This is a genomic window from Nocardioides nanhaiensis (assembly GCF_039542785.1).
In the GTDB taxonomy this organism is placed as follows: domain Bacteria; phylum Actinomycetota; class Actinomycetes; order Propionibacteriales; family Nocardioidaceae; genus Nocardioides; species Nocardioides nanhaiensis.
The window spans coordinates 535,513-560,780 of sequence record NZ_BAABIM010000003.1; the positions used below are offsets into that span (position 1 = coordinate 535,513).

The window sequence follows — 25,268 nt, forward strand, 5'->3', positions numbered from 1 at the left end:
GCGTGCCCTGATTGGATCGTGGGCATGGCACGCACCACGCAGGAGATCCAGCTCGTCAGCCGTCCCCACGGGACGCCCACCCCCGAGAACTTCGGCACGGTCACCACCGAGCTCCCCGACCCCGGACCGGGGCAGGTGCTGGTGCGCAACACCGTGCTGTCGGTCGACCCCTACATGCGCGGCCGGATGAACGACACCAAGAGCTACGTGCCGCCCTTCCCGCTGGGCGAGACGCTCGACGGCGGCGCCATCGGCGTGGTCGAGGCCTCGGGCGCGGACTCCGTGCCCGTGGGCGCCACCGTGCAGCACATGGCCGGGTGGCGCGAGGCCGCTCTGCTGCCCGCCGACCAGGTGCGGGTCGTCGACACCAGCCGGGTGCCCGACAGCGCCTACCTCGGGGTGCTCGGCATGCCGGGACTCACCGCGTACGTGGGTCTGACCCGCATCGCCCAGCTGGCCGAGGGCGAGACCGTGTTCGTCTCCGGGGCAGCCGGCGCCGTCGGCTCCGCAGCCGGGCAGATGGCGCACCTGCTCGGCGCCGGCAAGGTCGTCGGGTCCGCGGGCTCCGCCGACAAGGTCTCCTGGCTGGTCGACGACCTCGGCTTCGACGCCGCGCTCAACTACCGCGACGGGTCGGTGCGCAAGCAGCTGGAGCCCCACGCCCCGGTCGACGTCTACTTCGACAACGTCGGCGGCGAGCACCTGGAGGCCGCGCTCTTCCACATGGCCGACTTCGGCCGCATCGCCGCGTGCGGCGCCATCAGCGACTACAACGCCACCCAGGCGCCCGCCGGGCCGCGGTTCCTCACCAACGTCGTCACGCGCCGCCTGACGCTGCGCGGGTTCATCGTGAGCGAGCACGGCGACCTGGCCGGCGAGTTCTACCGGCAGGCCGGCGCATGGGTGGCCGAGGGCAAGCTGCAGGCCAGGGAGACCGTGGTGGAGGGTCTGGACCACATGGTCGAGGCGTTCCTCTCGCTCTTCGAGGGCGCCAACACCGGCAAGATGCTGGTCCGTCCGTGAGCGACCTCCCCGAGCACGCAGCCTCGGCGCCCAGCCTGACGCAGGACGAGGCACGCGCCCGGGCCGAGCTGCTCGAGGTCGGCTCCTACGAGGTGCACCTGGACCTCGCGCGCGACGAGCAGCACTTCGACTCGCGCACCGTCGTCCGACTCACCAGCCGTGGCGGCCGCACGTTCCTGGACTGCAAGCCCCGCGAGCTGCGGTCGGTGACCCTCGACGGCGCCGCGCTCGACGTCGGGCTGCTGGAGCGCGGTCGGCTGCCGCTGGACCTGCCGGCCGGCGAGCACGAGCTCGTCGTCGAGGCGCTGATGGCCTTCCGACACGACGGCGAGGGCCTGCACCGCAGCACCGACCCCGCCGACGGGCGCGACTACGTCTACGGCATGAGCTTCATGGACGCCGCACCCTCGGTGTTCGCCTGCTTCGACCAGCCCGACCTCAAGGCGCCCTACACGCTGCACGTGCGCGCCCCGGAGTCGTGGACGGTCGTGGGCAACGGGGCGGCGACCCAGGTGGCCCCGGGCGAGTGGGAGCTCGCCACCACGCCGCCGCTCTCCACCTACTTCGTGACCCTGGTGGCGGGGCCCTACCACGTGCTGCGCGAGGAGCACGACGGCATCCCGCTGGGCTTCAGCGCCCGCGCCAGCCTGGCCGGGCAGCTCGAGCGGGATCTGCCCGAGCTGCTCGCCCTCACCCGGTCCTGCTTCGACGAGATGCACCGCCTCTTCGGCATCCGCTACCCGTTCGGCGACTACCACCAGGCCTTCGTGCCCGAGTTCAACGCCGGCGCCATGGAGAACCCCGGCTGCGTCACCTTCCGCGACGACCTGGTCCCGGCCGGGCGCCTGACCCGCGGCGACGCCATCCTGCGCGCCACCACCATCGCCCACGAGATGGCGCACCAGTGGTTCGGCAACATCGTCACGCCGCGCTGGTGGGACGACCTGTGGCTCAACGAGAGCTTCGCGGAGTACCTCGGCAACCGCGTGGCCGCCGAGGTCACCGACTACGACGACGCCTGGGTGCACACCGCCTACTCGCGCCGCCAGTGGGGGCTCGTCGCCGACGCGCGCCCCACCACGCATCCCGTGGCCGGCAACGGTGCACCCGACGCGCTCTCGGCGCTGCAGAGCTTCGACGGGATCTCGTACACCAAGGGCTCCACGGTGCTCAAGCAGCTCGCGACCCGCCTGGGCGACGAGGTGTTCTTCGGCGGCGTCGTCGACCACCTCGAGCGGCACCGCTTCGGCAACGCCACCATGCACGACCTGCTGGCCAGCTGGGAGCGCGCGGGCGCGGTCGACCTCGGCGACTTCGTGGACGGCTGGCTGCTGCGTGCCGGTCCGGACGTGCTCTCCCACGAGCGTGGGACCGGCTCGCTGGTGCTCACGCCGCCGGCCGGGCAGGAGTCGTCGGCGCGTCGACACACGTTCCACGCCGCCACCCACGACGGCGAGCGCTGGTCCCTCACGCCGGTCGAGACCGAGGGCGTGGGCCGCACGCCGCTCGCCGTCAGCGAGCGCCCGGTCGTGCTGGACGCCCGGCACGAGACCTGGGTCGTGGCCGTGCCCGACGCCGTCACCGTGGCCGGCCTGGTGCACCACCTGGCCGACGTCGAGGACCCCGAGCTGCGGGCCGCGGCGTGGAACAACCTGCGCAGCGGCGTGCACGAGGCCGCCGTCGACCCCGCCACCGTCGTCGAGGTGGCCGTGGCGAGCCCGCCGGTCGAGGACGTCTCCGACACCGGACGCCACACCCTGCCGTGGCTGCTCGGGCACGTCGTCCCCTTCGCACCCGAGGGCTCGCTGGCGCGGCTGCACGCGGCGTTCACCACCGAGCTCGAGGACGCGCAGGCCGGCTCGGAACGGCAGCTGGCCGCCCTGCGCGCGGCGATCCGCTCGGCCACCGACGAGTCGGTGCTGCGCGGTTGGCTCGCCCCCGGCGGGCTGCCCGACGGCGTCGAGCCCGACCTCGCCCTGCGCTGGCGGCTGCTCGAGCGGCTGGCGGCCCTCGGCGCCGTCGAGGCCGGCGAGCTCGACCAGGTGCTGGCGGCCGAGCCCACCACCGCGGCGTCCGTGGCGCACGCGCGCGCCAGCGCCTCGCGGCCCGACCCGGCAGCCAAGGAGCAGGCGTGGAGGCGCTTCACCGGCGAGGTGGCCGCCAGCAACTACGAGCTCGAGGCCAGCGGCGTCGGGCTGTGGCGGGGCGACCCGGAGGTCTCGCGGCCCTACGTGGAGCGCTACCTCGCCGAGCTGCCCGCCACCTCCTCGGTGCGCAGCGGGTGGGTGCTCGGCGTGGCCACCGAGGCATTCTTCCCGCTCGCGCAGCTGCCGCACCTGCCCGACGACGGCGCGGCGCTGGTGCAGGGCGTGGAGGACCTCCTGGCCACCGACGAGGCGCTGACGCCGCCGATGCGCAAGCGCGTCCTGGACCTGCACGACGAGTGCGTGCGACGCCGTCGACTGGCTGCGCGGTACCCCCGTGGCTGACCCGGGCACCGCGGGGTCGCTGCCCCGGCGTCCGGGCCCCACCGTGCGGGTGCGGGTCACCGAGCACCGCGGCGAGCAGCCCGAGCGTCGACGCGAGGATCGCCTGGCCACCGAGGAGCCGCTCGAGATCCGCCTGGCCTGGCCGGGTCGGCCCGCGCAGCGCGTGTGGGTGACCATGCGCACGCCCGGCCACGACTTCGAGCTCGCCGCCGGCTGGCTGGCGCACGAGGGCGCGGCACCCCAGGTGGCCGGCGTGGCCTACTGCACCGACACCGACCTGAGGCCGGAGCAGCAGTTCAACGTCGTCACCGTCACCCTGTCGGCTCCCCCGGCGGCCACGCTGGCCCACCAGCACGAGGCGCTGTCGTCCGGCTCCTCGGCCTGCGGCGTCTGCGGGCGCGACACCGTCGACTCCGCCGTCTCGGCGGCGGCGCGCCCCTGGACGGGCGAGGTGGTGACGCCGGAGGTGGCGCGCCGCCTGCCCGACCTGCTGCGCGAGCGCCAGACGGTGTTCTCGCGCACCGGGGGCGTCCACGCAGCCGGGCTCGCCACCGCCGACGGCCGGCTGCTGGTGGTGCGCGAGGACGTGGGCCGCCACAACGCCGTCGACAAGGTGAGCGGGGCCCGGCTGCTGGCCGGCGAGCCGCTCGCCGAGGCGGCCCTGGTCGTCTCCGGCCGGGCCGGGTTCGAGCTGGTGCAGAAGGCCATCGCCGCCGGCGTCGGCGCGCTCGTGGCGGTGGGCGCACCCACCAGCCTGGCCGCCGACCTGGCGACCCGCGGGGGGCTGCACCTCTACGGGTTCACGCGGGGTGACCGGACCGTCCGGTACGCGTGACGTGACCCGCGACGGGCGCCCCCGGCGCGTGCTCCCGGGGGCTGTCGGTGGTCGCGCCTAGGTTCTGAGCATGCGGTTGCTGCACACCTCCGACTGGCACCTGGGCCGGTCCTTCCACCGCGCCGACATGCTCGCCCACCAGGCCGCCCACCTCGACCACCTGCTCGAGGTCGTGGCCCGCGAGCGGGTCGACGTCGTGCTGGTGGCCGGCGACGTCTACGACCGGGCACTCCCCCACGTCGACGCCGTCCGGCTGCTCGACGACACCCTGGCCCGGCTGGCCGCCTCGCGCGCCGCCGTGGTGGTCACCAGCGGCAACCACGACTCCGCCCAGCGACTGGGCTTCGGCTCCCGGCTGATCGACGCCGCGGGCGTGCACGTGCGCGCCAGCCTGGGCTCGGTCGGCACCCCCGTGGTGCTGCGTGACGAGCACGGCCCGGTGGCCGTGCACGGCCTGCCCTACCTCGACCCGCACGCGGTGGCCGAGCCCTGGGGCCTGGCGCGCCGGTCCCACGAGGCCGCGCTGGGCGAGGCCATGCGCCGGGTGCACGCCGACACCACGGCTCCGGGTGCGCGCCGCGTGGTGCTGGCCCACGCCTTCGTGGCCGGCGCCGAGCCCAGCGACTCCGAGCGCGACATCTCCGTCGGCGGCGTCGCGCGGGTGCCCACCAGCACCTTCGCCGGCATCGACTACGTCGCGCTCGGCCACCTGCACGGCCGCCACGTGCTCGACGACGAGCAGGCCACCGGCGGCCGGCTGCGCTACAGCGGCTCGCCGCTGGCCTACTCCTTCTCCGAGGCCGGGCACACCAAGGGCTCCTGGCTGGTCGACCTCGGCCCGCAGGGTCAGGTGCACGCCGAGTTCGTGCCCGCCCTGGTCCCCCGCCCGCTCGCGCGCCTCACCGGCACGCTCGAGGAGCTGCTGGCCGACGCCCACCACGCCGCGCACGAGCAGTCCTGGGTGCAGGTCACCCTCACCGACGCCCACCGCCCCGCGCAGGCGATGGACCAGTTGCGGCGGCGCTTCCCGCACACGCTGGTCCTGGGCTTCGCCGGGGCGGCGCCCGGGCTGGGGGCCCTGCCCTCCTCCACGGCCCAGGGGCGCAGCGACCACACGGTGGCCGAGGAGTTCGTGCGCGAGCTGCGCGGCACCCCCGCCACCGAGGCCGAGCTGGCGCTGCTGCACGCCGCCGTCGACGCGTGCTGCGAGGACCCCGACCTCGACCCCGCCTCCGACCGCGCCGACACCCCGGGTGCCGCCTGATGCGCCTGCACCACCTCACGGTCACCGCCTTCGGTCCCTTCGCCGGCACCGTCGAGGTGCCCTTCGACGACCTCTCCGAGGCCGGGCTCTTCCTGCTCTCGGGCGCCACCGGAGCGGGCAAGACCAGCGTGCTCGACGCCGTGTGCTTCGCCCTCTACGGCGACGTGCCGGGTGAGCGCAGCGCCGCCAAGCGGCTGCGCTGCGACCAGGCCGAGGAGTTCACCGCACCCCGGGTGGTGCTCGAGGCCACCCTGGCCGGGCGCCGCTTCCGCCTGGAGCGCTCGCCCGCGTGGGAGCGCCCCAAGAAGCGCGGCAGCGGCACCACCACCGAACCCGCCGGCGTCACGCTCTCCGAGCTCACCGACGGCGGGTGGACGCCGCTGTCGAGCCGCATCGACGAGGTCGGGCACCTGGTCACCCGGCTGGTCGGCATGAACCTCACCCAGTTCACCCAGGTGGCGCTGCTGCCCCAGGGCCGCTTCCAGAGCTTCCTGCGTGCCCGCTCCGAGGAGCGCCACCAGCTGCTGCAGCGGCTCTTCCGCACCGGTCGGTTCGAGGACGTCGAGCGCTGGCTGGGTGAGCGGCGGCGCAGCCTGCGCCGCACCTGCGAGGCGCACGACCAGCGCGTCGAGGTGCTGCTGGGCCGCATCGGCGAGGCCTCCGGCGCCTCCGCGCCCGAGCACCCGGACGACCAGCCCGCCTGGTCCCAGGAGCTCGCGGAGGTCGCGCAGGCGTTCGCGGCCGAGACCGCGCGCCGCCAGGAGGTGGCCGCCACCGAGGAGGAGCAGGCACGCGCCCGGCTCGAGCGCGCGCGGGCGCAGCGGGCCGCCTTCACGCGGCTCTCCGCGGCCCGGCAGGAGCAGCAGCGGCTCGACGAGCAGTCGGCGTCGGTCGCCGCGCACGAGCAAGAGGTCGCCCTGGCGCGTCGGGTCGCACCGGTCCTGCCGGTCGCGCGTCGCGCCGAACGGGCCGGTCGAGCCCGGCACGCGGCCGCGGCGGCGGTCGCGCAGCTGCCGGCCGCGCTGCGCGAGGTCGGGGCCGCCCGGGCCGCCCAGCAGCACGCCACCGAGGCCGCCGTTCGCATCCAGGAGGCCCTGCCGCTGGTGCGTCGTCTCGACCAGCTGCGCGCCGACGCCGGCGACGGCGAGCGCGACCTCGACCGCCTCACCGCCGAGGTCGCCGCGGCCGAGCAGCGGCTGGTCGTCGTCGAGGCGAGTCGCGAGCTCGAGCAGCTCGAAGCCCGCCTCGCCGCGCACGAGCGGTCCGCCGAGCTGGCCGAGCAGGTCGCCGCGGCGCGTGAGGGTCTCCTCGAGGCGAGGGAGGAGACCCTGCGGGCCCGTGGCCACGTGCTCGACGTCCGCGCGGCGCGCATCGAGGGCATGGCGGCCGAGATCGCCGGTGCACTCGCCGTGGGCATGTCCTGCCCGGTCTGCGGCTCGGCCGAGCACCCCCAGCGTGCCGAGCCCACCCTCTTCTCCCCCGACGAGGCCGACGAGCGCGCTGCGCAGGTGGCCGCCGACGACGCCGCCATGGTCGAGCAGCTGCGCGACAACGAGCTGCGCGACCTGACCACGCTGCTGGCCCGTGCCCACGAGGCTGCCGGCGAGGAGCCACCGGTCCTGCTCGCGGCGGCCGTCGAGGCGCAGGAGGCACGCCTGCAGGGCCGACCCCGCACGTTCGGGGACCCCGCGCGGGTGGCCGCCGAGCTGCGTCGCCTGGCCGAGCGTGCCGCCGCGACCCGGGCCCGGCTGGAGGCGGTGCGAGCCGAGATGGCGGCCGCGGCCGAGCGACTCGAGGCCGTGCGCAGCGAGGTCGGCGAGGGCTCGCTGGAGGGGCTCCTGGCAGGGCACCGGGCAGCCCGGGAGCAGGCCCACGCCGCCGTCGAGCAGCTCGAGCAGCTGGTGGCCGCGCAGGGCGAGCACGACACCGCAGCCGCCGAGCTGGCCACCGGGCTGCGTGAGGCCGGTTGGGAGGACGTCGAGCAGGCCGAGCGCGCCGCCCGGCCCGCACAGCACGTCGAGCAGCTCGCCGCGCGCGTCGCCGCCCACCACCGGCGTCGGGCCGCCTGCGAGGCGGTGCTGGCGGACCCGGGGCTCGCGGAGGTGCGCGACCTCGCCGAGACCGACCTGGCCGACCCCGAGGAGGCCGCCCGGACCCACCGCGAGCGCCTGGCAGCGCTGGGCCGGGTGCAGTCCGAGCACACCGTCTGGGCATCGCGGGCCGAGCGGCTCCGGGCCCTCGCGACCCAGCTGGGCGAGGAGCTGGCCGCCGGGGCACCGCTGCGTGCCGACCTCGACCTCACCACCCGGCTGGCGGCCTTCGTGGAGGGCAAGTCGCCCGACAACAGCCTGCAGATGCGGCTCTCGGCCTTCGTGCTGGCCTACCGGCTGGGTCAGGTCGTGGCGGCCGCCAACGAGCGGCTGGCGCGGATGAGCGACCAGCGCTACGTGCTCGAGCACACCGGCCGGCGCGGCGTCGGCGAGACCCGCGGCGGGCTCAGCCTGGCCGTCCGCGACGACTGGTCCGGGGAGTCGCGCGACCCCGCCACGCTCTCGGGCGGCGAGACCTTCGTGGTCTCCCTCGCGCTGGCACTCGGGCTGGCCGACGTCATCACCGCCGAGGCCGGTGGTGCCGCGCTCGAGACCCTCTTCGTCGACGAGGGCTTCGGCTCGCTCGACGCCGAGACCCTCGACGACGTGCTCGACGTGCTCGACTCCCTGCGCGACGGCGGCCGCGTGGTCGGCGTCGTCAGCCACGTGGCCGAGATGCGCGACCGGATCCCCACCCAGCTGGTGGTCACCAAGTCCCGGCACGGCTCCACGCTCGCAGTCAGCGGGTGAGAACTCGCACACCCGGCGGGGCCCGACGCGGGTGCGTCACTCCCCTGGAGCCGGGTACCGGCTGCGCATGACGACGAACAAGGTTGCTTTCCTGGTCGCTGCCGAGGGCATCGAGCGCGTCGAGCTCACCGAGCCGTGGGCGGCGGTGAAGGACGCCGGCTTCGAGCCGGTGCTCCTGAGTCCGGAGACCGGCGAGGTCCAGCTCTTCGACCACCTCGACAAGGCCGAGACCCAGACCGTCGACGCGACCGTGGGCTCCGCCTCGGTGGACGACTACGCAGGGCTCGTGCTGCCCGGCGGCGTCGCCAACCCCGACGCGCTGCGCACCGACGCCGACGCGGTCTCCTTCACCCGCGACTTCGTGGCCTCCGGCAAGCCGGTGGCCGCGATCTGCCACGCCCCCTGGACCCTCGTGGAGGCCGACGTGCTGCAGGGCCGCACGCTCACCTCCTGGCCGAGCCTGCAGACCGACATCCGCAACGCGGGCGGCGAGTGGAAGGACGAGCGCGTCGTCACCGACGGCAACCTGATCACCAGCCGCAACCCCGACGACCTGCCCGCCTTCAACTCCGCGCTGCTCGAGGCGCTGCAGCACGGTCAGGCCGGCACCAGCAGCTGACCTCGGTCCACCAGGTCGATCCCGCGTGGATCACCCTCCGTGGAGGGTGGTCCACGCACTGGTGTCCAGGCCCCAGTCGCGCTCGAGGCGCTCGGCCTGCGGGCGGTAAAGCACGCGCAGCGTCTCCTGGAGGCCGGGCGTCCACTCCCAGCTGACCCGCGGCTCGCTGCTGGAGTGCGAGCTCTCGGTGACGTCGGCCAGGGGCACGGGCTCCAGGCCGAGGTCGCGCCACAGCCCGTCGACGACGGCCTGCGGGTCCCTGCGCACCTGCTCGAAGACCATCGGCACCACGCGCTCGCGGCCGACGGCGGCGGCCCACATGTCCAGCTGGTCGGCGTAGCAGCCCGACCACGTCTGCACCGTGGTGGGCACCGGGTAGGGCCAGGCCTGCTGGATGTGCCGCTTGGAGCGGCGCTGCATCCACTCGCGCGTGACAGCCAGGTGCATCGCCGAGCGGTAGCGGTCCACCGGGTCGCGCAGCAGCACCCAGAAGCGCACGTCGGGTAGCAGCTCGCCCGCCGCGAAGGGCGCCGTCGCGTGCCGCAGGTACTGCGGTGACCACTCCCCGCGGAGCACGCCGTCGTCACGGGGGAAGAGGTCGAGGTAGTCGGCGGCGTGCCGCTTGCCGTCGGCCACCTTGTGCAGGAGCTGCTGCTCCTTCTTGCCGTTGGTGCCGAGCTCGACCCGCGGGTGCTGGGTCACGAGGTCGGTGAGCCAGGTCGTGCCGCTGCGCTGCGCCCCGATCCCGACCCACGCGGGTCCGGGTCCGTCGAGTGCCATGGCCGCGACCCTATCGTTGGCCCATGCCCGACCTCGACGAGACCTTCCTGGCGCTGCCCTACCGCGCGCTGGGCGAGACGGCGCTGGCGCGCGCGGCGGACCTCGGTGTCACCCACGCCGACTACCGCTTCGAGCGCGTGCGCTACCAGCACCTCGGGGTGCGCGACGGGCAGGTGCAGGGCGTCTCCGACTCCGAGGACCTGGGCCTGGCGGTGCGCGTGGTGCACCAGGGCGCCTGGGGCTTCGCCTCCGGGGTGGCGCTCACCGACGCCGAGGCGGTGCGCCTGGCCGAGACCGCGGTGGCCGTCGCCGTCGTCGCGGCCAGCATGACGGCGACGCCGGTCGAGCTGGCGCCCGAGCCCGTGCACGCCGACGTCACGTGGGTGTCGGCCTACCGCGTGGACCCGCTGGCCGTCCCGGTGGCCGAGAAGACCGCGCTGCTCGTCGACTGGACCGAGCGGCTGCGCGCGCACGCCGCCGTCGAGCACGCCTCGGCCTCGCTCATGATCGTGCAGGAGAACAAGTACTACGCCGACCTGAGTGGCACGCGCACCACCCAGCAGCGGGTGCGGCTGCAGCCGGGCTTCGAGGCGATGGGCTCCACGGACGACGCCTTCGACTCGATGGCCTCCATCGCGCCGCCGGTGGGGCGCGGCTACGAGTACCTCACCGACCCGGCTGCGCAGGGCGGGTGGGACTGGGACGCCGAGATCGCCGAGGTGCCCGAGCTGCTGGCCGAGAAGCTCGCCGCGCCCAGCGTCGAGTCCGGCACGCACGACCTGGTGATCCATCCCAGCAACCTGTGGCTGACCATCCACGAGTCGATCGGCCACGCCACCGAGCTCGACCGCGCGCTGGGCTACGAGGCCAACTACGCCGGCACCAGCTTCGCCACCCCCGACCAGGTCGGCAGACTGCGCTACGGCTCCGAGGTCATGCACGTCACCGGCGACCGCACCGTGGAGCACGGCCTGGCCACGATCGGCTTCGACGACGAGGGCGTGCAGACCCGCAGCTGGGACATCGTCCGCGACGGCGTCCTGGTGGGCTACCAGCTCGACCGGCCGATGGCGGCCCTGATGCCCGAGCTGGCCGCGGAGGGCGGGCGCTCCAACGGCTGCGCCTACGCCGACTCCCCCGGCCACATCCCCATCCAGCGGATGGCCAACGTCTCGCTCGAGGCCGACCCGCAGGGTCCGAGCACCGAGGAGCTGATCGGCCGGGTCGAGCACGGCCTGTACGTGGTCGGCGACAAGTCGTGGTCCATCGACATGCAGCGCTTCAACTTCCAGTTCACCGGGCAGCGCTTCTACGCCATCCGCGACGGTGAGCTGGTCGGCCAGGTCCGCGACGCCGCCTACCAGGCCACCACGACCGACTTCTGGGGATCGCTGGAGGCCGTCGGCGGCCCGCAGACCTGGGAGCTGGGCGGCGCGTTCAACTGCGGCAAGGCCCAGCCGGGCCAGGTCGCCGCCGTCAGCCACGGTTGCCCGACCTCGCTGTTCCGCGAGGTCCGGATCCTCAACACCCGCGAGGAGGGTGGTCAGTGATGGGCACCGTCGAGAGCATCACGCCCCAGGCGCTCGCCGAGCACGCCGTCGCCACCTCGGTGGCCGACGACTGCGTCGTCATCGTGCGCGACAGCACCGCCGCCAACCTGCGCTGGGCGGGCAACACGCTCACCACCAACGGCGTCATGCACGGCGTCTCGGTCACCGTCGTCTCGTTCGTGCGCACCACCGGCGGTGTGGCCACGGGGTCGGTCTCGGGCAGCGCCTCCACCCAGGCGCAGGTGAGCGCCCTGGTCGACGCCGCCGACCGGGCGGCCCGGGCGGCCTCCCCCGCCGAGGACGCCCAGGAGCTGGTGCGCGACCGGGCCAGCGACGACTGGGCCGAGGCACCGGTGCCGACCGACATCCACGTCTACGACGACTTCGCGCCCGCCCTGGGCGAGGCGTTCGGCCGCGCCGGCGACGGCGGGCGGATCCTCTACGGCTTCGTCGACCACCGCGTCACCACCACCTACCTGGCCTCGACGACGGGGCTGCGCCTGCGCCACGTGCAACCCACCGGCCACTACGGCTGCACCGGCAAGAACTCCGCGCTCACCGAGAGCGCCTGGGTGGGCGGCGCCACCCGTGACTTCGCCGGCGTCGACGCCCTGGCGCTGGAGGCCGAGCTGGCGCGCCGCCTGGCCTGGGGGGCCCGCAGCGTCGACCTGCCGGCCGGGCGCTACGACACGATCCTGCCGCCCTCGGCCGTGGCCGACCTGATGATCGACGCCTACTGGTACGCCGGCGCCCGCGTGGCGCACGAGGGCCAGTCGGTCTACAGCCGACGTGGCGGCGGCACCCGGGTGGGTGAGCAGATCACCGCGCCCGGGGTGCACCTGCGCTCCGACCCGGCGCACCCCGGTCTGGAGTGCGCGCCGTTCGTCGTCGCCGGCTCGTCGGGCAACGAGTCGTCGGTCTTCGACAACGGACTGCCGCTGACCCCGACCGACTGGATCCGTGACGGCGAGCTGGTCTCGCTGCTGCAGACCCGTCACTCCGCCGGTCTGACGGGGCTCCCGGTCACCCCCGCCGTCGACAACCTCCTGCTCGAGGTCGACGGGGGCCAGGGCTCGGTCGAGGACCTCGTCGCCGGCACCGAGCGCGGGTTGCTGCTCACCTGCCTGTGGTACATCCGCGAGGTCGACCCGCAGACGCTGCTGCTCACCGGTCTGACCCGCGACGGCGTCTACCTGGTGGAGAACGGCGAGGTGACCGGCTCGGTCAACAACTTCCGGTTCAACGAGAGCCCCGTCGACCTGCTGCGCCGCTTCAGCCACGCCTCGGCCACCGTGCCCAGCTTCAGCCGCGAGTGGGGCGACGACTACTTCTCGCGCACCGCCACCCCGGCGCTGCGGGTGCCGGACTTCAACATGTCGAGCGCCTCGCAAGCGCGGTGAGTCGACCGATGAATCGATACGTTCACACGTCGGCGATTCCGCCGCGCGCGGCGGTGAGGGTGTTCTAGAGTCCGGCGACGCCTCGGGGGGAGCCCAGGCACGAGCCCTGGGGAGGGACCTTGACCGACGGACGCCGTCGAGCCGCAGCGCTGCTGGCTGCAGCAGCAGTGACCACCAGCCTGACCGGCCTGGTACCGGGGGCGGCGCACGCCGCGGCCCCCGGCAGCAACGCACCCCCGACGCCCGTGGACGACCAGGTGGAGGTCTTCCCCGGTGGCCGGGCCGAGGTCGACCTGCTCGCCAACGACACCGACCCCGACGGCGACGACCTCGCGGTGTGCCGCCTCGGAGCGGTGCCGAGCGGCCTCCTGGTCGGGGACGGCTACGACCTCGACCCCGACGACGCCCCCTTCGTCTCGGAGGACGGCACCCTCGACGTCGCCGTCCCGCGAGGCACGCGGGCGCGCACGTTCCGGTTGACCTACTACGTGTGCGACTTCGAGCACGTCGTCCCCGCCACGTTGCTGGTCCAGGTCGGTGAGCGACCCGAGATCACCGTGCGCGCTGTGCGCGGCAAGCCGGGTGTGCTGCGCGTGACCAACCCCTCCGAGTTCCGCATGCAGTTCTACGCGGTGAGCCGCGACCCGCTCCGGTTCCTCAAGCGCAAGGCGCTGCGTCCCGGCTCCACCGTCTCGGTGCGGGTGCACTACCGCACCATCAGCTGGGTGGTCGGCAGCAACAAGCTGGGCCTGGTCGACCGGGGGCGCGTCGAGGACACCGGATGGCGCGGTGACCCGCGCGGCGGGTCCGGCTCCGCGGCCGCGCCGCGCTGGGCGGTGGCCCGTGGCTGACACGCGCGCACGCAGGGCCGCGGTCCTGGCCGTCGTGCCGGCACTCCTGCTCTCGGCTCCGGCGGCGTCGGCGCGCGAGGTGGCCGACACGCCACCGACCACGCGGGACGACGTCATCACGATGTACGCGGGTGGCACGCGGATGCTCTCCGTGCTGGACAACGACGCCGACGCCGACGGAGACGCGTTGGAGATCTGCCGGATCGGTGCCGTGGACCGTGGATTGCGCGCCTACGAGCCGCGGCCCTGGTACGAGGAGGAGGACCCGTTCTTCTTCGGCGATGCCAACCGCGGAGACCTGGTGGTGCGGGCGGCGCGCAGCAGCGCCGGTCAGACGCTGGAGGCCACCTACTACGCGTGCGACACCAGGTCGCTGCGACCGGCGACGGTGCGGGTGCAGGTGCTGCGTCCCCGGCCGATGACCGTGACGTCCGTCCCCGGCAAGCCCCGCACCTTCGTCGTCCGCAACACCCAGAGCTTCGGGGTCGACGTCTACTACTCGTGGCGCGAGGGCAACTCGGAGACGACCACGGGCGGCAGCGTCCGCCCCGGGCAGGCCACCAGGATCACCCTGCCGGTGGCCCGGGGCCGTTGGTACGCGGTCAGCTACCGCCGCGGCTACCGCGACCAGGGACGCCTCGTCTCGGGCCGCTAGCGGGAGCCATGGGCGATAGTCCGCAGCAGTGTGGTCGTGCCGGGACCGGTTCCACGACCGATCTGCTACGGACTATCGCCCTGGAGCGCCGCCGGGGATCGGAGCCTGCGGGTCGTAGGGCACCCGGGTGTAGACGAACGTGGCGGCCTCGAGGTGGCTGACGCTGCCGTCGGAGCGGCGCACGGGCCGCAGGGTCTCGCCGGTGAGGTAGGCGCGGGTGCCCACCCAGGTGTCGGGGCCGGCGTGCCGGAAGGCCATCAGCCGGCCCGAGCCGCCGACGGGCTCCAGCACCAGCTCGCCGCCGGTCCAGCGGATCCGCGACGGGGCGTGGCCCCAGTGCCAGGTGCCCAGCACGTCACGGGCGTCGTCGGGCACCTGTGAGGCCGGCTGCCACTCCGCGCCGAGCGCGGGCTCGTGCTCGAGGGTGGCCTGCAGCAGTCGCCGGGTCAGGTCGCCCAGCCCGTACGCGCCGTTGCTCAGCACCACCGCGCCCACCCGGCTGTCGACGTCGATCTCGGCGCCGCACACGAACCCCGGCATCGAGCCGCCGTGCCCGACCAGCACCCGGCCGCGGTCGCGCACCACGTGCACGCCGAGGCCCCAGCTGGTGCCGCTGCGGTCCTCGGGTGCACCGGCCAGCGGGGTGCGCAGCTCCCGCAGCGTCTGCTCCGAGAGCACCGAGGCGGCGGGGTCGACGAGGGCACGCAGCCAGGTGGCGAGGTCGGTGACCGTGCTCCACAGCTGGCCGGCCGGCGCCATCGCCCCGGTGTCGGGCAGCGGCTCGGGCACCAGCTCGTCGGTGAGCGCGTCGACGGCGAACCCCTCGGCGTGCGGCGCCTGGTGGTGGTAGCTGGTGCGCGTCATGCCGAGCGGGGTGAGCACCTGCTCCTGCAGCGCCTCCCACCAGCCCTGACCGCTCACCCGTGCCGCCACCTCGCCCAGCAGACCGAAGCCCAGGTTGGTGTAGTGGAACTGCCCGCCGGGCTCGAGCACCGGCCGCGCTCCCTCGTGCGCCGTCGCCAGGGCGGTCCAGTCGCCGCCGCGCGAGCGCTCCCACCACTCCCCTGCCGGCTCGGCCGAGAGGCCGGCGGAGTGGCTCAGCAACGAGCGCAGCGTGGCGTCGGGGAACGGCGCGTCGGGCACGTAGCGCACCAGCGGGTCACCCAGCGCCAGCTCGCCGCGCTCGCGCGCGAGCAGCACCAGCGCCGCCGTCATGGTCTTGGTGACCGAGCCGATCTTGTACTGGGTGTCGGCGGTGCCGCGCGACTGCTCGCCGGCCCGGACGGCGCGACCCCGCGCACCGCACCAGGCCGGCTGACCGTCGCGCACGACGCCGGCCACCACCGAGGGCAGCCGCCCGCGGCGCTGGGCCTCGGCGAGCAGCACCTCCAGCGCGCGGGCGGTACCGGGCAGCAGCGGCTCGGTCACTCCGCGAACGCCTCCAGCGGCGGGCAGGAGCACTGCAGGTTGCGGTCGCCGTAGGCCTGGTCGATGCGCCCCACCGGCGGCCAGTACTTGTCGGGGCTGATGCCGGCCGGGAACACGGCGAGCTCGCGCGAGTAGGCGCGGTCCCACTCGCCGACGAGCGCCCGCGAGGTGTGCGGTGCACCGCGCAGCGGCGACTCCTCGGGGGTCCACTCCCCCGCCGCCACCCGGTCGATCTCGGCCTTGATCGCGATCATCGCGTCGCAGAAGCGGTCGATCTCGGCGAGGTCCTCGGACTCGGTGGGCTCGACCATCAGCGTGCCGGCGACGGGGAACGACATGGTCGGGGCGTGGAACCCGTAGTCGACCAGCCGCTTGGCGACGTCGTCGACGCTCACGCCGGTCTCCTTGGTGATGCCGCGGACGTCGAGGATGCACTCGTGGGCCACCAGGTCGCCGTGCCCGCGGTAGAGCACCGGGAAGTGCTCGCCCAGGCGGGCGGCCACGTAGTTGGCCGAGAGCACCGCACTCGCGGTGGCGCGGGTGAGGCCCTCGGCGCCCATCATCCGCACGTAGGCCCACGAGATCGGCAGGATGCCGGCCGATCCGTAGGGGGCTGCGCTGATCGGGCCGATGCCGGCGCGCTTGGCCTCCTCGGGGTGGTGGTCGTGCGAGGGCAGGTAGGGCGCCAGGTGCTCGCGCACCGCCACCGGCCCGACGCCGGGACCGCCACCGCCGTGCGGGATGCAGAAGGTCTTGTGCAGGTTCAGGTGCGAGACGTCGCCGCCGAACTCGCCGGGCTTGGCGTAGCCGAGCAGCGCGTTGAGGTTGGCGCCGTCGACGTAGACCTGACCGCCGTGGGCGTGCACCACCTCGCACAGCTCGGTGATCGACTCCTCGTAGGCGCCGTGCGTGGAGGGGTAGGTGACCATGATCGCGGCCAGGGTGTCGGCGTGCTCCTCGCAGCGCGCGCGCAGGTCGGCAAGGTCGACGCCGCCGTCCTCGGCGGACTTGACGACGACCACGCGCATGCCGGCCATCACGGCCGAGGCGGCGTTGGTGCCGTGCGCCGAGGAGGGGATCAGGCAGACGTCGCGCTGCTGGTCGCCTCGGCCGTGGTGGTAGCCCCGGATGGCCAGCAGCCCGGCGAGCTCGCCCTGCGAGCCGGCGTTGGGCTGGATCGAGACCCGGTCGTAGCCAGTCACCTCGGCCAGCCAGCCCTCGAGCTCGGTGACCAGCTGGCGGTAGCCGGCGGCGTCCTCGGCGGGCGCGAAGGGGTGCAGGTCGGCGAAACCGGGCAGCGAGACCGGCTCCATCTCAGTGGTGGCGTTGAGCTTCATGGTGCAGGAGCCCAGCGGGATCATGCCGCGGTCCAGCGCGTAGTCGCGGGCGCTGAGCCGGTGCAGATAGCGCAGCATCTGCGTCTCGCTGTGGTGGCTCGAGAACACCTCGTGGGTCAGGTAGGGCGTCTCGCGGCGCAACGCGGCCGGGAGAGCCTCGCCGGCGGCGGCGTCGAGCGCGCCGAGGTCGGCCTCGACCCCGAAGGCCCGCAGCACCGACCCGATCGAGGAGCGGGTGGTGGCCTCGGAGGTGCTGATCCCGACGGTGTCGTCGTCGACGTGGCGCAGGTGCACGCGCAGCGCCCGGGCCGCGGCCACCACCTCGGCGGCGCGGCCGGGCACCTCCACGGTCAGGGTGTCGAAGAACTCCTCGTGCCGCACCGTCACGCCGCCGGCCCGCAGGGCCGTCGCCAGCACCGCGGCGTAGCGGTGGGTGCGCGTCGCGATCGCCCGCAGCCCCTCGGGGCCGTGGTAGACGGCGTACATGGAGGCGACGACGGCCAGCAGCACCTGCGCGGTGCAGATGTTGGAGGTGGCCTTGTCGCGCCGGATGTGCTGCTCGCGGGTCTGCAGCGCCAGGCGGTAGGCCGGGCGGCCCTCGGCGTCGACCGAGACACCCACCAGACGACCCGGCAGGTGCCGCTCGAGGCCCTGACCCACCGCCATGAAGCCGGCGTGCGGGCCGCCGTAGAAGAGCGGGACGCCGAAGCGCTGCGAGGAGCCGACCACCACGTCGGCGCCCATCGCACCCGGCGCCTCGAGCACGGTCAGGGCCAGCAGGTCGGCGGCGACGACGGCCAGACCTCCACGCTCGTGCACGGCCTCGATGAGCGGGCGGGGGTCCACCACCCGTCCCGAGGCGCCGGGGTACTGCAGCAGGGCACCCGAGACGGCCTCGGGCAGGTCGGCGGGCCACCCCTCGGCGAGGTCGGCCACGACGACCTCGATGCCCATCGCCTCGGCGCGGGTGCGCACCACCGCGATGGTCTGCGGCAGCGCGTCGGCGTCGACGACGAACGGGCCGGTGGCACCGCGCTTGGCGCGGCGCACGAGCGTCATGGCCTCCGCCGCGGCGGTGCCCTCGTCGAGCAGCGAGGCGTTGGCGGTGGGCAGCCCGGTGAGGTCGCCCACGACGGTCTGGAAATTGATCAGCGCCTCGAGCCGGCCCTGACTGATCTCGGGCTGGTAGGGCGTGTACGCCGTGTACCAGCTGGGGTCCTCGAGCACGTTGCGGCGGATGACGGCGGGGGTGATCGTGCCGTGGTACCCGAGGCCGATCATCGCCTCACCGGGGCGGTTGGCCGCGGCCAGCGCGCGCAGCTGCTTGGCGGTCGCCTCCTCCGAGAGGGCGGCCGGCAGCGCGAGGTCGCCGGCGCTGCGGATGCCGCCGGGCACCGCCGCGTCCATCAGTGCGCCCAGCGAGCCGAAGCCCAGCCGGTCGAGCATCGTGGCGACGTCGCCCGGGCGCAGCCCGATGTGACGGTCGACGAACGGGCTGGCGGCGTCGAGCTCGGCCAGGGTGGGGTGGTCGGACACGGGGGCTCCTGGTGGGACATCGGGGTCGGTCAGGTGCCCTCCCCCTCTGTCACCACCCGCCACTCGCGCGGCGCGGGCTCCACAGTTGCCTGGCCCGCACGGTCCGGGCGCCTGAGAGGTTCCGGGGAGGATTTGCCCCTTCGGCGCTCCGCGCGGACCTCCACTGCCTGGACAGCGAGACGGCCCCGCGGAGACTCTCCCGTGCGGGATGAGTCAGCGGGGCCGAATCTACCAGCCGAGCGGTGTCAGGCCGGTTTCTGCCGGATGTCGCGGACCGGTGTCGTCAGCCGGTGCGGCGTGCGCGACGTGCCGCCAGCTCGTCACTGGCGGATGGGGTGGTGGCCGCAGGCTCGTCGGCGCGCTCGCTGGGCAGCTCGACCAGCGTGCCCTCCAGCTCGCGCCACACGCCGCCGATGGCGATGCCGAAGACGCCCTGGCCGCCCTGGAGCAGGTCGATGACCTCGTCGTTGCTGGTGCACTCGTACACCGAGGCGCCGTCGCTCATCAGCGTCACGCGGGTCAGGTCGTCGGTGCCGCGCTCGCGCAGGTGGGTGACCGCGGTGCGGATCTGCTGCAGCGAGACGCCGGCGTCGAGCAGGCGCTTGATGATCTTGAGGATCAGGATGTCGCGGAAGGAGTAGAGCCGCTGCGAGCCCGACCCCTTGGCGCCGCGCACCTCGGGCTCGATCAGGCCGGTGCGGGCCCAGTAGTCGAGCTGGCGGTAGGTGATCCCGGCCGCGTTGCACGCGGTCGGGCCGCGGTAGCCGCGGTCGCTCGGCAGTGGGGAGACGTCGTCGGTGAAGAGCAGTCCCTGCTCGTCGGCTGCCTCCGCGGCCTGGGCGTGCGCCGGCTCGGGGGCCTTCTCGGCTCCGGCACCGGGCTGCGTCTGGTCGGTCACTGCGTCCTCCGCGGGGTCTCCTCCGTTGTGCGTAGCTCCAAGGAAGGCAGCGCGGCCCGGAGGGCAATCACACGCTGGGAGTTACAACGAAGACAGTTCAAGGTAGGCCGCCGGTCCCACCCCGTCAAAGAGGAGACCGGCGTGTCGGGTGGGGAACCTCGGGGCCCGCTGCTCGTCGGTGCTGAGCGCTCGGTCCTGAGCCGGGCGGTTTCGACTCGCCTGACGCGGGTTCGCAGGCTCACCCGCGGGCTCGCTCAACCCGAGTGAGCGACGCGCCCTGCTCGTGCCTCGCAGGGCACTGCTCACTCGAAGTCTTCGGGGGTGACGTGGTCGAGGAACTCGCGGAACTTCTCGACCTCGTCCTCCTGCTCGGCGGGCACGGCGAGGCCGGCCTCGTCGAGCACCTCCTCGGAGCAGAAGATGGTGGTGCCGGTGCGCAGCGCCAGGGCGATGGAGTCCGAGGGACGCGCGCTGACCTCGGCGCCCGAGGAGAGCACGAGCGTCGCGAAGAAGACGTTGTCGCGCACGTCGGTGATCCGCACGGCGGTGAGCTCGTTGCCGGTGGCCTCGAGCACGTCCTTGAGCAGGTCGTGCGTCAGCGGCCGCGGGGGCACCACACCCTGCTGGGCGAAGGCGATCGCGGTGGCCTCCACGGCGCCGATCCAGATCGGCAGGTAGCGCTCGCCCGAGACCTCGCGCAGCAGCACGATCGGCTGGTTGGACGGCATCTCGACCCGGACACCCATCACGTCTACTTCGCGCACGTGATCACCCTACTCCCGGGTGGGTGGCTCGAGCCGGGCCCTCTCGCAGACCCTGGGCACGGGTCAGCCGCGGCGCAGACCGGCCTTGACCAAGGTGGCGTGCAGGCGCACCGAGAGGGCGGCGATCTCGCTCACGGCCTCCTCCGCTCGGGCGGCGGCAGCCGCGTCACGGCCGCGCGCCAGCGGCGCCACGACCTGCTCGACCAGACCCACCTCACGGTCCGCGGCGGCGCGGAAGGCGCGCAGGTGGCGGGGCTCGAAGCCGAAGTCCGCGAGCTCACGTGCGGTGCGCGCGATCACCAGCGCGTCGGTGTCGTAGTGCCCGGTGCCGGGGCGTGCGCTGAGCAGCCCGAACTGCTCGAGCTGGTCGAGCAGCGACTCCTCGATCCCCGCCACCTTGAGCAGCTCGCGGCGCGAGAGTCGCAGCGGGTCGCGGCGACGGAAGGACTCCGGGCTGGGCAACCCGTCGGCGGCGAGCGCCACCGTGGGCACCACGGGCACCACGCCGTCGATGGGCGGCGGCTCGAGGCCGCGGTCGATCGCGTCCAGGTGCTCGCCGATCACCTTCAGCGGCAGGTAGTGGTCGCGCTGCATGCGCAGCACGTAGCGCAGCCGGTCGACGTCGGCACGCGCGAACTTGCGGTAGCCGGCGGGGGTGCGCTCGGGCTTGATCAGCCCCTTGTCCTCCAGGAACCGGATCTTGGGGATCGTGACGGAGGGGAAGTCGCCGCGCAGCTCGTCGAGCACCTGGCCGATCGTCAGGCGCGCCCCGCCCTCGAGGCCGTCGACCTGCTCGGGGCCCGGCCTCGAGGAGGGCTCCGGGGCCGGAGTCACGCTCAGGCGCTCTCGTGCCCGGAGAAGAACACGAGGCGGTACTTGCCGATCTGCACCTCGTCGCCGTCGCTGAGGGCGTGCTTCTCGATGCGGTCGCGGTTGACGTAGGTGCCGTTGAGGCTGCCGACGTCGCTGACCTCGAAGGTGCCGCCGGTGCGGTGGAACACCGCGTGGCGGCGCGAGACGGTCACGTCGTCGAGGAAGATCTCGCTGTCGGGGTGGCGCCCGGCGTGCACCTCGTCGACGTCGAGCAGGAATCGGCTGCCGGCGCCGGGACCCTTCTGCACGACGAGCAGGGCACTGCCCTGCGGCAGCGCGTCGACCGCGGCGGCGTCGACGGCGTTCAGCGCCCGGTCGGAGGTCTCGACCTTGTCGGCGGCGGCCGCGATCTGGATCGTCGCGGTGGTCTCGCCGACCGCCTCGGCCGAGCCGGTGTCCTCGCCCGCGGACACCGCGAGCAGCTTGGTGCCGCACTGCGCGCAGAACCGGGCGTCGTCGGGATTCTGTCTGCCACAGGCGGTGCAGAACGGCATCGTGGTCCCCTCCGGTTGCTGCTGGTTCGCGGGTGGTACGCGGGCTGCGTGCGGGCGCCAACCCTCAGGCGTGGGCTGAGGTTGAGCGTTGCGCCGAACCTATCAGCCGCCGGGCCGGTGCGGACCGGCCCGCCGAGACTGGGTGACCGAGACCAGGGGTGACTCAGCCGTCCAGCGTGGCCTGGTAGGCCTCGGCGTCCAGCAGCGCCTCGACGGCGGCCGGGTCGGTGGGCACGATCTCGAAGAGCCAGCCGCCCTGGTAGGGGTCGTTGTTGACCAGCTCGGGGGTCGCGTCGAGGGCCTCGTTGCGCGCGACCACCTCGCCCTCGACGGGTGCGTAGACGTCGCTGACCGACTTGGTCGACTCCAGCTCGCCGCAGGGCGCGCCGGCCGCGACCGTGGTGCCGACCTCGGGCAGGGAGACGTAGACGATGTCACCGAGGGCGTCCTGCGCGTACTCGGTGATGCCGACCCGGACCGAGCCCTCGTGCTCGCCGGGGGTGCGGAGCCACTCGTGCTCGGCGGTGTACTTCAGGTCTGCGGGATACACGGGGGCTCCTGTCGACAGTGGGCCGTCGGCGGCTCCGCGCGGGGGGCGCGGGCTCGCGCCGACCCTACTGCCCTGGCCCGACCGCCCTGGACCGACCCGGCGGCTACTCCCCCGGGACTTCCTCGGCGAACTCGGGAGTGACCGGCTCGCGCACGGCCTCGATGTCGAGCGAGCTGAGCTCCTCGACGGTCACCTCGCCCCCGTCGCGACGGATCGCGCGGGCGGGGCCGTCGATGAAGGAGATCGCCTCCGAGAGCAGCGCGGGCTCGCCGATCACGTCGATCACGTACGGCGGCTCCAGCACCTCGCCGTCGATGAGGAACCCGCCCTCGACCTCCTCGAAGGACGTCTGGGCGACCACCCGCACCTCGCCGTTGACGGCGATCGCCTCGGCGCCCACGGTGCGCAGCTCCTGGACGACGTCGAGGAGCGACCCCAGCCGCACCCGGCCGGTCTCCTCGCTGATGACGATGCGCACGCCGCTGCCGGTGACCGGCACCAGCCCACCCAGGATCGCGAGGGCGTCGGCCTCGGTCTCGGCCTGCTGCAGCGCCGCCTGGCGCCGGCTGGTGTCGGACTGGAGGTCGTCGCGCAGCCGCTCGAGCCGGGTGCGCTCGGCCTCGGCGCGCTGACGCGCGCCCGACAGACCGCTCAGCACGTCGATGAGGTCCTGCTGGCGCAGCCCAGCGTAGGAGTCGTCCACCTGGTTGTCGCGCACCTGGGTGACCACGGCGAAGCCGAGCAGGGCCAGCAGCAGTGCGACGACCACCTGGCGCTGCGTGGGGGCCAGGAGCGCGTGGCGCAGGCGGGCACGCCCGCTGGCGGGATCGGGCGGGCCCGCCGTGGGCCCGGCGACGGGCTCGGGCTCCTGCTCGGGCTCCTGCTCGGGCGCGTGCTCAGGCATGGAACAGGTGCCGGCGGATCGCGGCGACGTTGGAGAAGATCCGGATGCCGAGCACGACGATGACGCCGGTCGAGAGCTGCCCGCCCACGCCGAGCCGGTCACCCACGTAGACGATGCCGGCGGCGATGACGACGTTGCTCACGAACGAGATCACGAAGACCTTGTCGTCGAAGATCCCGTCCAGGTAGGCGCGCAGCGCCCCGAAGACGGCGTCGAGCGCGGCCACCACGGCGATCGGCAGGTACGGCTCGAGGCCGACCGGCACGTCGGGCTGCAGCAGCAGGCCCAGCACGACGCCGACGAGCAGGCCCAGGGCGGCGATCACGGGGCACGGCCTCCTCGCTGGTCGTCGGGACGGGTGTCGATGGGTGGGGCCTCGGGGTCGCGAGCGAACCGGAGCTGCTCGAAGCGACCGGGACCCGCGGGCAGGGACAGTTCATCATCTCCGCTCAGCTCGTAGGTGAACCCCAGCGCCCGGGCGATCCCGTCGAAGGCCAGACCGCTGCCGGTGTCGTAGAAGTCGGCCTGCAGCTGCGCGCTGTCACCGATCGCCAGCACCGTGTACGGCGCTGCGATGCCGATGCTGTTGACCTTGATCGGGTCGCCCGAGGTGCGGATGGCGGTGAGCGCGGTCACCCGCTGGCCGTTCACGGAGACGGCCTCGGCGCCGGCGCTCCACAGCGCGTTGACGAGCAGGGTGAGGTCGAGGTCGGAGACCCGCTCCTCCGGCTCGACCGCCGCGGGGTTCTCCTCGACGACGACCCGCACGCCCTCGCCCCGCACCGGCACGAAGCCGGTGCGCACCTGCAGGCGGCGCAGGCGGGCCTCGACGGCCTGCTCGTCGTCGTCGAGCGTCGTCGCCTGGTCCTGCAGCCCGGCGTTGGCCGTGCGCAGCGCGACGAGGTCTGCCTGCACGGCGTCGACGCGCTCGCGCTGCCCGTCGATGCGCGAGATGAGCGTGGTGCGACTGGCGTCCGAGACGTCCTCCTGACGCGAGGTCTGCACGAACGCCACGGTGACCATGACGCCGAAGACCGCGACCACGGCGGCGGCCGCCAGCCCGCCGGCACGCCCTCCAGCGGGTCGCGCCACGGATGCGCTGGTGTCGGTGTCGGTGTCAGTGCCCGACTGCGCCCGGGCGGCCCGCCGGCGCTCGGCCGCCCAGCGGTAGTCCTCGTCGAGCGACTGCTGGGTGATCAGGGTCAGCAGGGGCAGGGTGACGCGCTCGGGCAGCGGGGGCGGGCCCGGGCGCTCGGAGTCGGTGTCGCCGGCCGGCGCCTGTGCCGCCGGCCGCGGCCGGTCAGCCATCGGGCGCCACCGCGCGGCGCGGCGTCGTCACCACCAGGGTGCGCACCTGCCAGGCGTAGAGCACCCCGGCCCACCAGTACAGGCCGACGCCCCAGAAGGCGAAGGCCCAGCCGAAGACCTGCGCCAGGCTGGCCACCACGCCCTCGCCGTCGCCCAGCAGGAGCAGCGGGAAGGCGTAGAGGAGGTTGAAGGTGGCCGCCTTGCCCAGGAAGTGCACGGGCAGCGAGCTGTACCCGCGGGTGCGCAGGATGGGCACCAGGCCCCACATGAGCAGGTCGCGCAGCGGCAGCGAGATCGCCAGCCACCAGGGGATGACCTCGCGCAGCGCCAGACCGAGCACGACGGCCAGGATGTAGAGCCGGTCCGCGACGGGGTCGAGGATCTGGCCCACGACGGAGTACTGGTCCAGCCGCCGCGCCAACCAGCCGTCGAGCCAGTCGGTGATGCCGGAGAACATGAGCACCGCGAGCGCCCAGCCGTCCTCCTCCGGGCCCAGCACCAGCCACAGGAACACCGGCACCAGGGCCAACCGGAGCGCGCTCAGCGCGTTGGGCACCGTCCAGAGACCGGCGTCGCGCGCCGTGCCGTCCTGCGCCGCCTCGTCCACCACGAGCACGACCCTAGTGAACGCGCCCCGGCGGTCGACGGAAGCCACCCTGCACAGCACGCGGACGACGACTCACGGGCGGCGACCGGTCTGGTCCGGCAGACCCTCCAGACCCCTCCACGGGTGCTCCTGGAGTCGTGGCGGCCGGTCGGTCGGGCACACCCTCTAGTCATTCCGGGTCATCCGGTCGCGCAGCCGCTGACGAGCGGGGTCGGCGCTCCCTACGCTGCCTCTCACTCATCGGGTCGACGCACCCCACCCCC

The 25,268-nt window shown here is 74.0% G+C and carries 22 protein-coding genes and 1 riboswitch; of the genes, 10 read left to right on the plus strand and 12 right to left on the minus strand.

Going from position 1 to position 25,268, the window contains the following annotated elements:
• The first annotated feature begins 24 nt into the window (after positions 1-24).
• The 6 genes from ABD948_RS16675 (at position 25) to ABD948_RS16700 (ending at position 9,070) form a co-directional block, all read left to right on the plus strand.
• Complete coding sequence (locus ABD948_RS16675; protein ID WP_345267876.1) at positions 25-1,023, plus strand: NADP-dependent oxidoreductase; 999 nt, start codon at positions 25-27, stop codon at positions 1,021-1,023.
• A complete protein-coding gene (gene pepN, locus ABD948_RS16680; RefSeq protein ID WP_345267878.1) occupies positions 1,020-3,512 on the plus strand; it encodes an aminopeptidase N in 2,493 nt (830 codons plus the stop codon). Before ABD948_RS16675 ends, pepN begins: the two co-directional genes overlap by 4 nt.
• On the plus strand, positions 3,505-4,347 hold the full coding sequence (locus ABD948_RS16685; RefSeq protein ID WP_345267880.1) for a formate dehydrogenase accessory sulfurtransferase FdhD: 843 nt from the start codon (positions 3,505-3,507) through the stop codon (positions 4,345-4,347). The genes pepN and ABD948_RS16685 overlap by 8 nt, the downstream gene beginning before the upstream one ends.
• A gap of 70 nt (positions 4,348-4,417) precedes the next feature.
• Positions 4,418-5,611, plus strand: a complete 1,194-nt coding sequence (locus tag ABD948_RS16690) for an exonuclease SbcCD subunit D (RefSeq protein WP_345267882.1) — start codon at positions 4,418-4,420, stop codon at positions 5,609-5,611.
• Positions 5,611-8,451 carry an AAA family ATPase gene (locus ABD948_RS16695; RefSeq protein WP_345267884.1) on the plus strand — a complete coding sequence of 947 codons (2,841 nt, stop codon included), beginning with the start codon at positions 5,611-5,613 and terminating at the stop codon, positions 8,449-8,451. Before ABD948_RS16690 ends, ABD948_RS16695 begins: the two co-directional genes overlap by 1 nt.
• A 67-nt stretch (positions 8,452-8,518) precedes the next feature.
• Positions 8,519-9,070: a type 1 glutamine amidotransferase domain-containing protein gene (locus ABD948_RS16700; RefSeq protein ID WP_345267886.1), complete on the plus strand. Its 552-nt coding sequence runs from the start codon at positions 8,519-8,521 to the stop codon at positions 9,068-9,070.
• Between the two features lie 30 nt (positions 9,071-9,100).
• On the opposite strand, the gene ABD948_RS16705 is transcribed toward ABD948_RS16700, so the two are convergent.
• Positions 9,101-9,850: a sulfotransferase family protein gene (locus ABD948_RS16705; protein ID WP_345267888.1), complete on the minus strand. Its 750-nt coding sequence runs from the start codon at positions 9,848-9,850 to the stop codon at positions 9,101-9,103.
• Between the two features lie 23 nt (positions 9,851-9,873).
• Here ABD948_RS16705 and ABD948_RS16710 point away from each other — a divergent pair, with 23 nt between their 5' ends.
• The 4 genes from ABD948_RS16710 to ABD948_RS16725 all read left to right on the plus strand — a co-directional run bounded on the left by ABD948_RS16710 (position 9,874) and on the right by ABD948_RS16725 (position 14,306).
• Positions 9,874-11,400: a TldD/PmbA family protein gene (locus ABD948_RS16710; RefSeq protein ID WP_345267890.1), complete on the plus strand. Its 1,527-nt coding sequence runs from the start codon at positions 9,874-9,876 to the stop codon at positions 11,398-11,400.
• Positions 11,400-12,800, plus strand: a complete 1,401-nt coding sequence (locus tag ABD948_RS16715) for a metallopeptidase TldD-related protein (protein ID WP_345267892.1) — start codon at positions 11,400-11,402, stop codon at positions 12,798-12,800. Before ABD948_RS16710 ends, ABD948_RS16715 begins: the two co-directional genes overlap by 1 nt.
• Before the next feature lie 119 nt (positions 12,801-12,919).
• Positions 12,920-13,651: an Ig-like domain-containing protein gene (locus ABD948_RS16720; RefSeq protein ID WP_345267894.1), complete on the plus strand. Its 732-nt coding sequence runs from the start codon at positions 12,920-12,922 to the stop codon at positions 13,649-13,651.
• Positions 13,644-14,306 carry a hypothetical protein gene (locus ABD948_RS16725; RefSeq protein WP_345267896.1) on the plus strand — a complete coding sequence of 221 codons (663 nt, stop codon included), beginning with the start codon at positions 13,644-13,646 and terminating at the stop codon, positions 14,304-14,306. The genes ABD948_RS16720 and ABD948_RS16725 overlap by 8 nt, the downstream gene beginning before the upstream one ends.
• Before the next feature lie 72 nt (positions 14,307-14,378).
• Here the strand turns inward: ABD948_RS16725 and ABD948_RS16730 are convergent, their stop codons facing one another.
• The 11 genes from ABD948_RS16730 to clsA form a co-directional block, all read right to left on the minus strand.
• The gene (locus ABD948_RS16730) at positions 14,379-15,734 is read right to left on the minus strand and encodes a serine hydrolase domain-containing protein (RefSeq protein ID WP_345267898.1); all 1,356 of its coding nucleotides are present in this window, start codon (positions 15,732-15,734) and stop codon (positions 14,379-14,381) included.
• Positions 15,731-18,607 (minus strand): aminomethyl-transferring glycine dehydrogenase, encoded by a 2,877-nt coding sequence (gene gcvP, locus ABD948_RS16735; RefSeq protein ID WP_345267900.1) that lies wholly within the window; start codon positions 18,605-18,607, stop codon positions 15,731-15,733. Before gcvP ends, ABD948_RS16730 begins: the two co-directional genes overlap by 4 nt.
• 89 nt (positions 18,608-18,696) lie before the next feature.
• Positions 18,697-18,819: riboswitch (glycine riboswitch) on the minus strand.
• Between the two features lie 71 nt (positions 18,820-18,890).
• Positions 18,891-19,505, minus strand: coding sequence for a MerR family transcriptional regulator (locus ABD948_RS16740; protein ID WP_425576618.1), 615 nt, complete (start codon positions 19,503-19,505; stop codon positions 18,891-18,893).
• Between the two features lie 302 nt (positions 19,506-19,807).
• Positions 19,808-20,269: a bifunctional nuclease family protein gene (locus ABD948_RS16745; RefSeq protein WP_345267902.1), complete on the minus strand. Its 462-nt coding sequence runs from the start codon at positions 20,267-20,269 to the stop codon at positions 19,808-19,810.
• A gap of 63 nt (positions 20,270-20,332) precedes the next feature.
• Entirely contained in the window at positions 20,333-21,103 is a 771-nt protein-coding gene (gene ftsR / locus ABD948_RS16750) for a transcriptional regulator FtsR (protein WP_425576619.1), read from the minus strand.
• Between the two features lie 2 nt (positions 21,104-21,105).
• Complete coding sequence (locus ABD948_RS16755; protein WP_345267904.1) at positions 21,106-21,636, minus strand: FHA domain-containing protein; 531 nt, start codon at positions 21,634-21,636, stop codon at positions 21,106-21,108.
• A gap of 163 nt (positions 21,637-21,799) precedes the next feature.
• On the minus strand, positions 21,800-22,186 hold the full coding sequence (gene gcvH, locus ABD948_RS16760) for a glycine cleavage system protein GcvH (RefSeq protein WP_345267906.1): 387 nt from the start codon (positions 22,184-22,186) through the stop codon (positions 21,800-21,802).
• 103 nt (positions 22,187-22,289) lie between these two features.
• Positions 22,290-23,090, minus strand: coding sequence for a DUF881 domain-containing protein (locus tag ABD948_RS16765; RefSeq protein WP_345267908.1), 801 nt, complete (start codon positions 23,088-23,090; stop codon positions 22,290-22,292).
• Positions 23,083-23,415 (minus strand): small basic family protein, encoded by a 333-nt coding sequence (locus ABD948_RS16770; protein ID WP_345267910.1) that lies wholly within the window; start codon positions 23,413-23,415, stop codon positions 23,083-23,085. The genes ABD948_RS16765 and ABD948_RS16770 overlap by 8 nt, the downstream gene beginning before the upstream one ends.
• The gene (locus ABD948_RS16775) at positions 23,412-24,398 is read right to left on the minus strand and encodes a DUF881 domain-containing protein (protein WP_345267912.1); all 987 of its coding nucleotides are present in this window, start codon (positions 24,396-24,398) and stop codon (positions 23,412-23,414) included. The genes ABD948_RS16770 and ABD948_RS16775 overlap by 4 nt, the downstream gene beginning before the upstream one ends.
• Positions 24,391-25,014 (minus strand): cardiolipin synthase ClsA, encoded by a 624-nt coding sequence (gene clsA / locus ABD948_RS16780; RefSeq protein WP_345267914.1) that lies wholly within the window; start codon positions 25,012-25,014, stop codon positions 24,391-24,393. The genes ABD948_RS16775 and clsA overlap by 8 nt, the downstream gene beginning before the upstream one ends.
• Between the last annotated feature and the right edge of the window lie 254 nt (positions 25,015-25,268).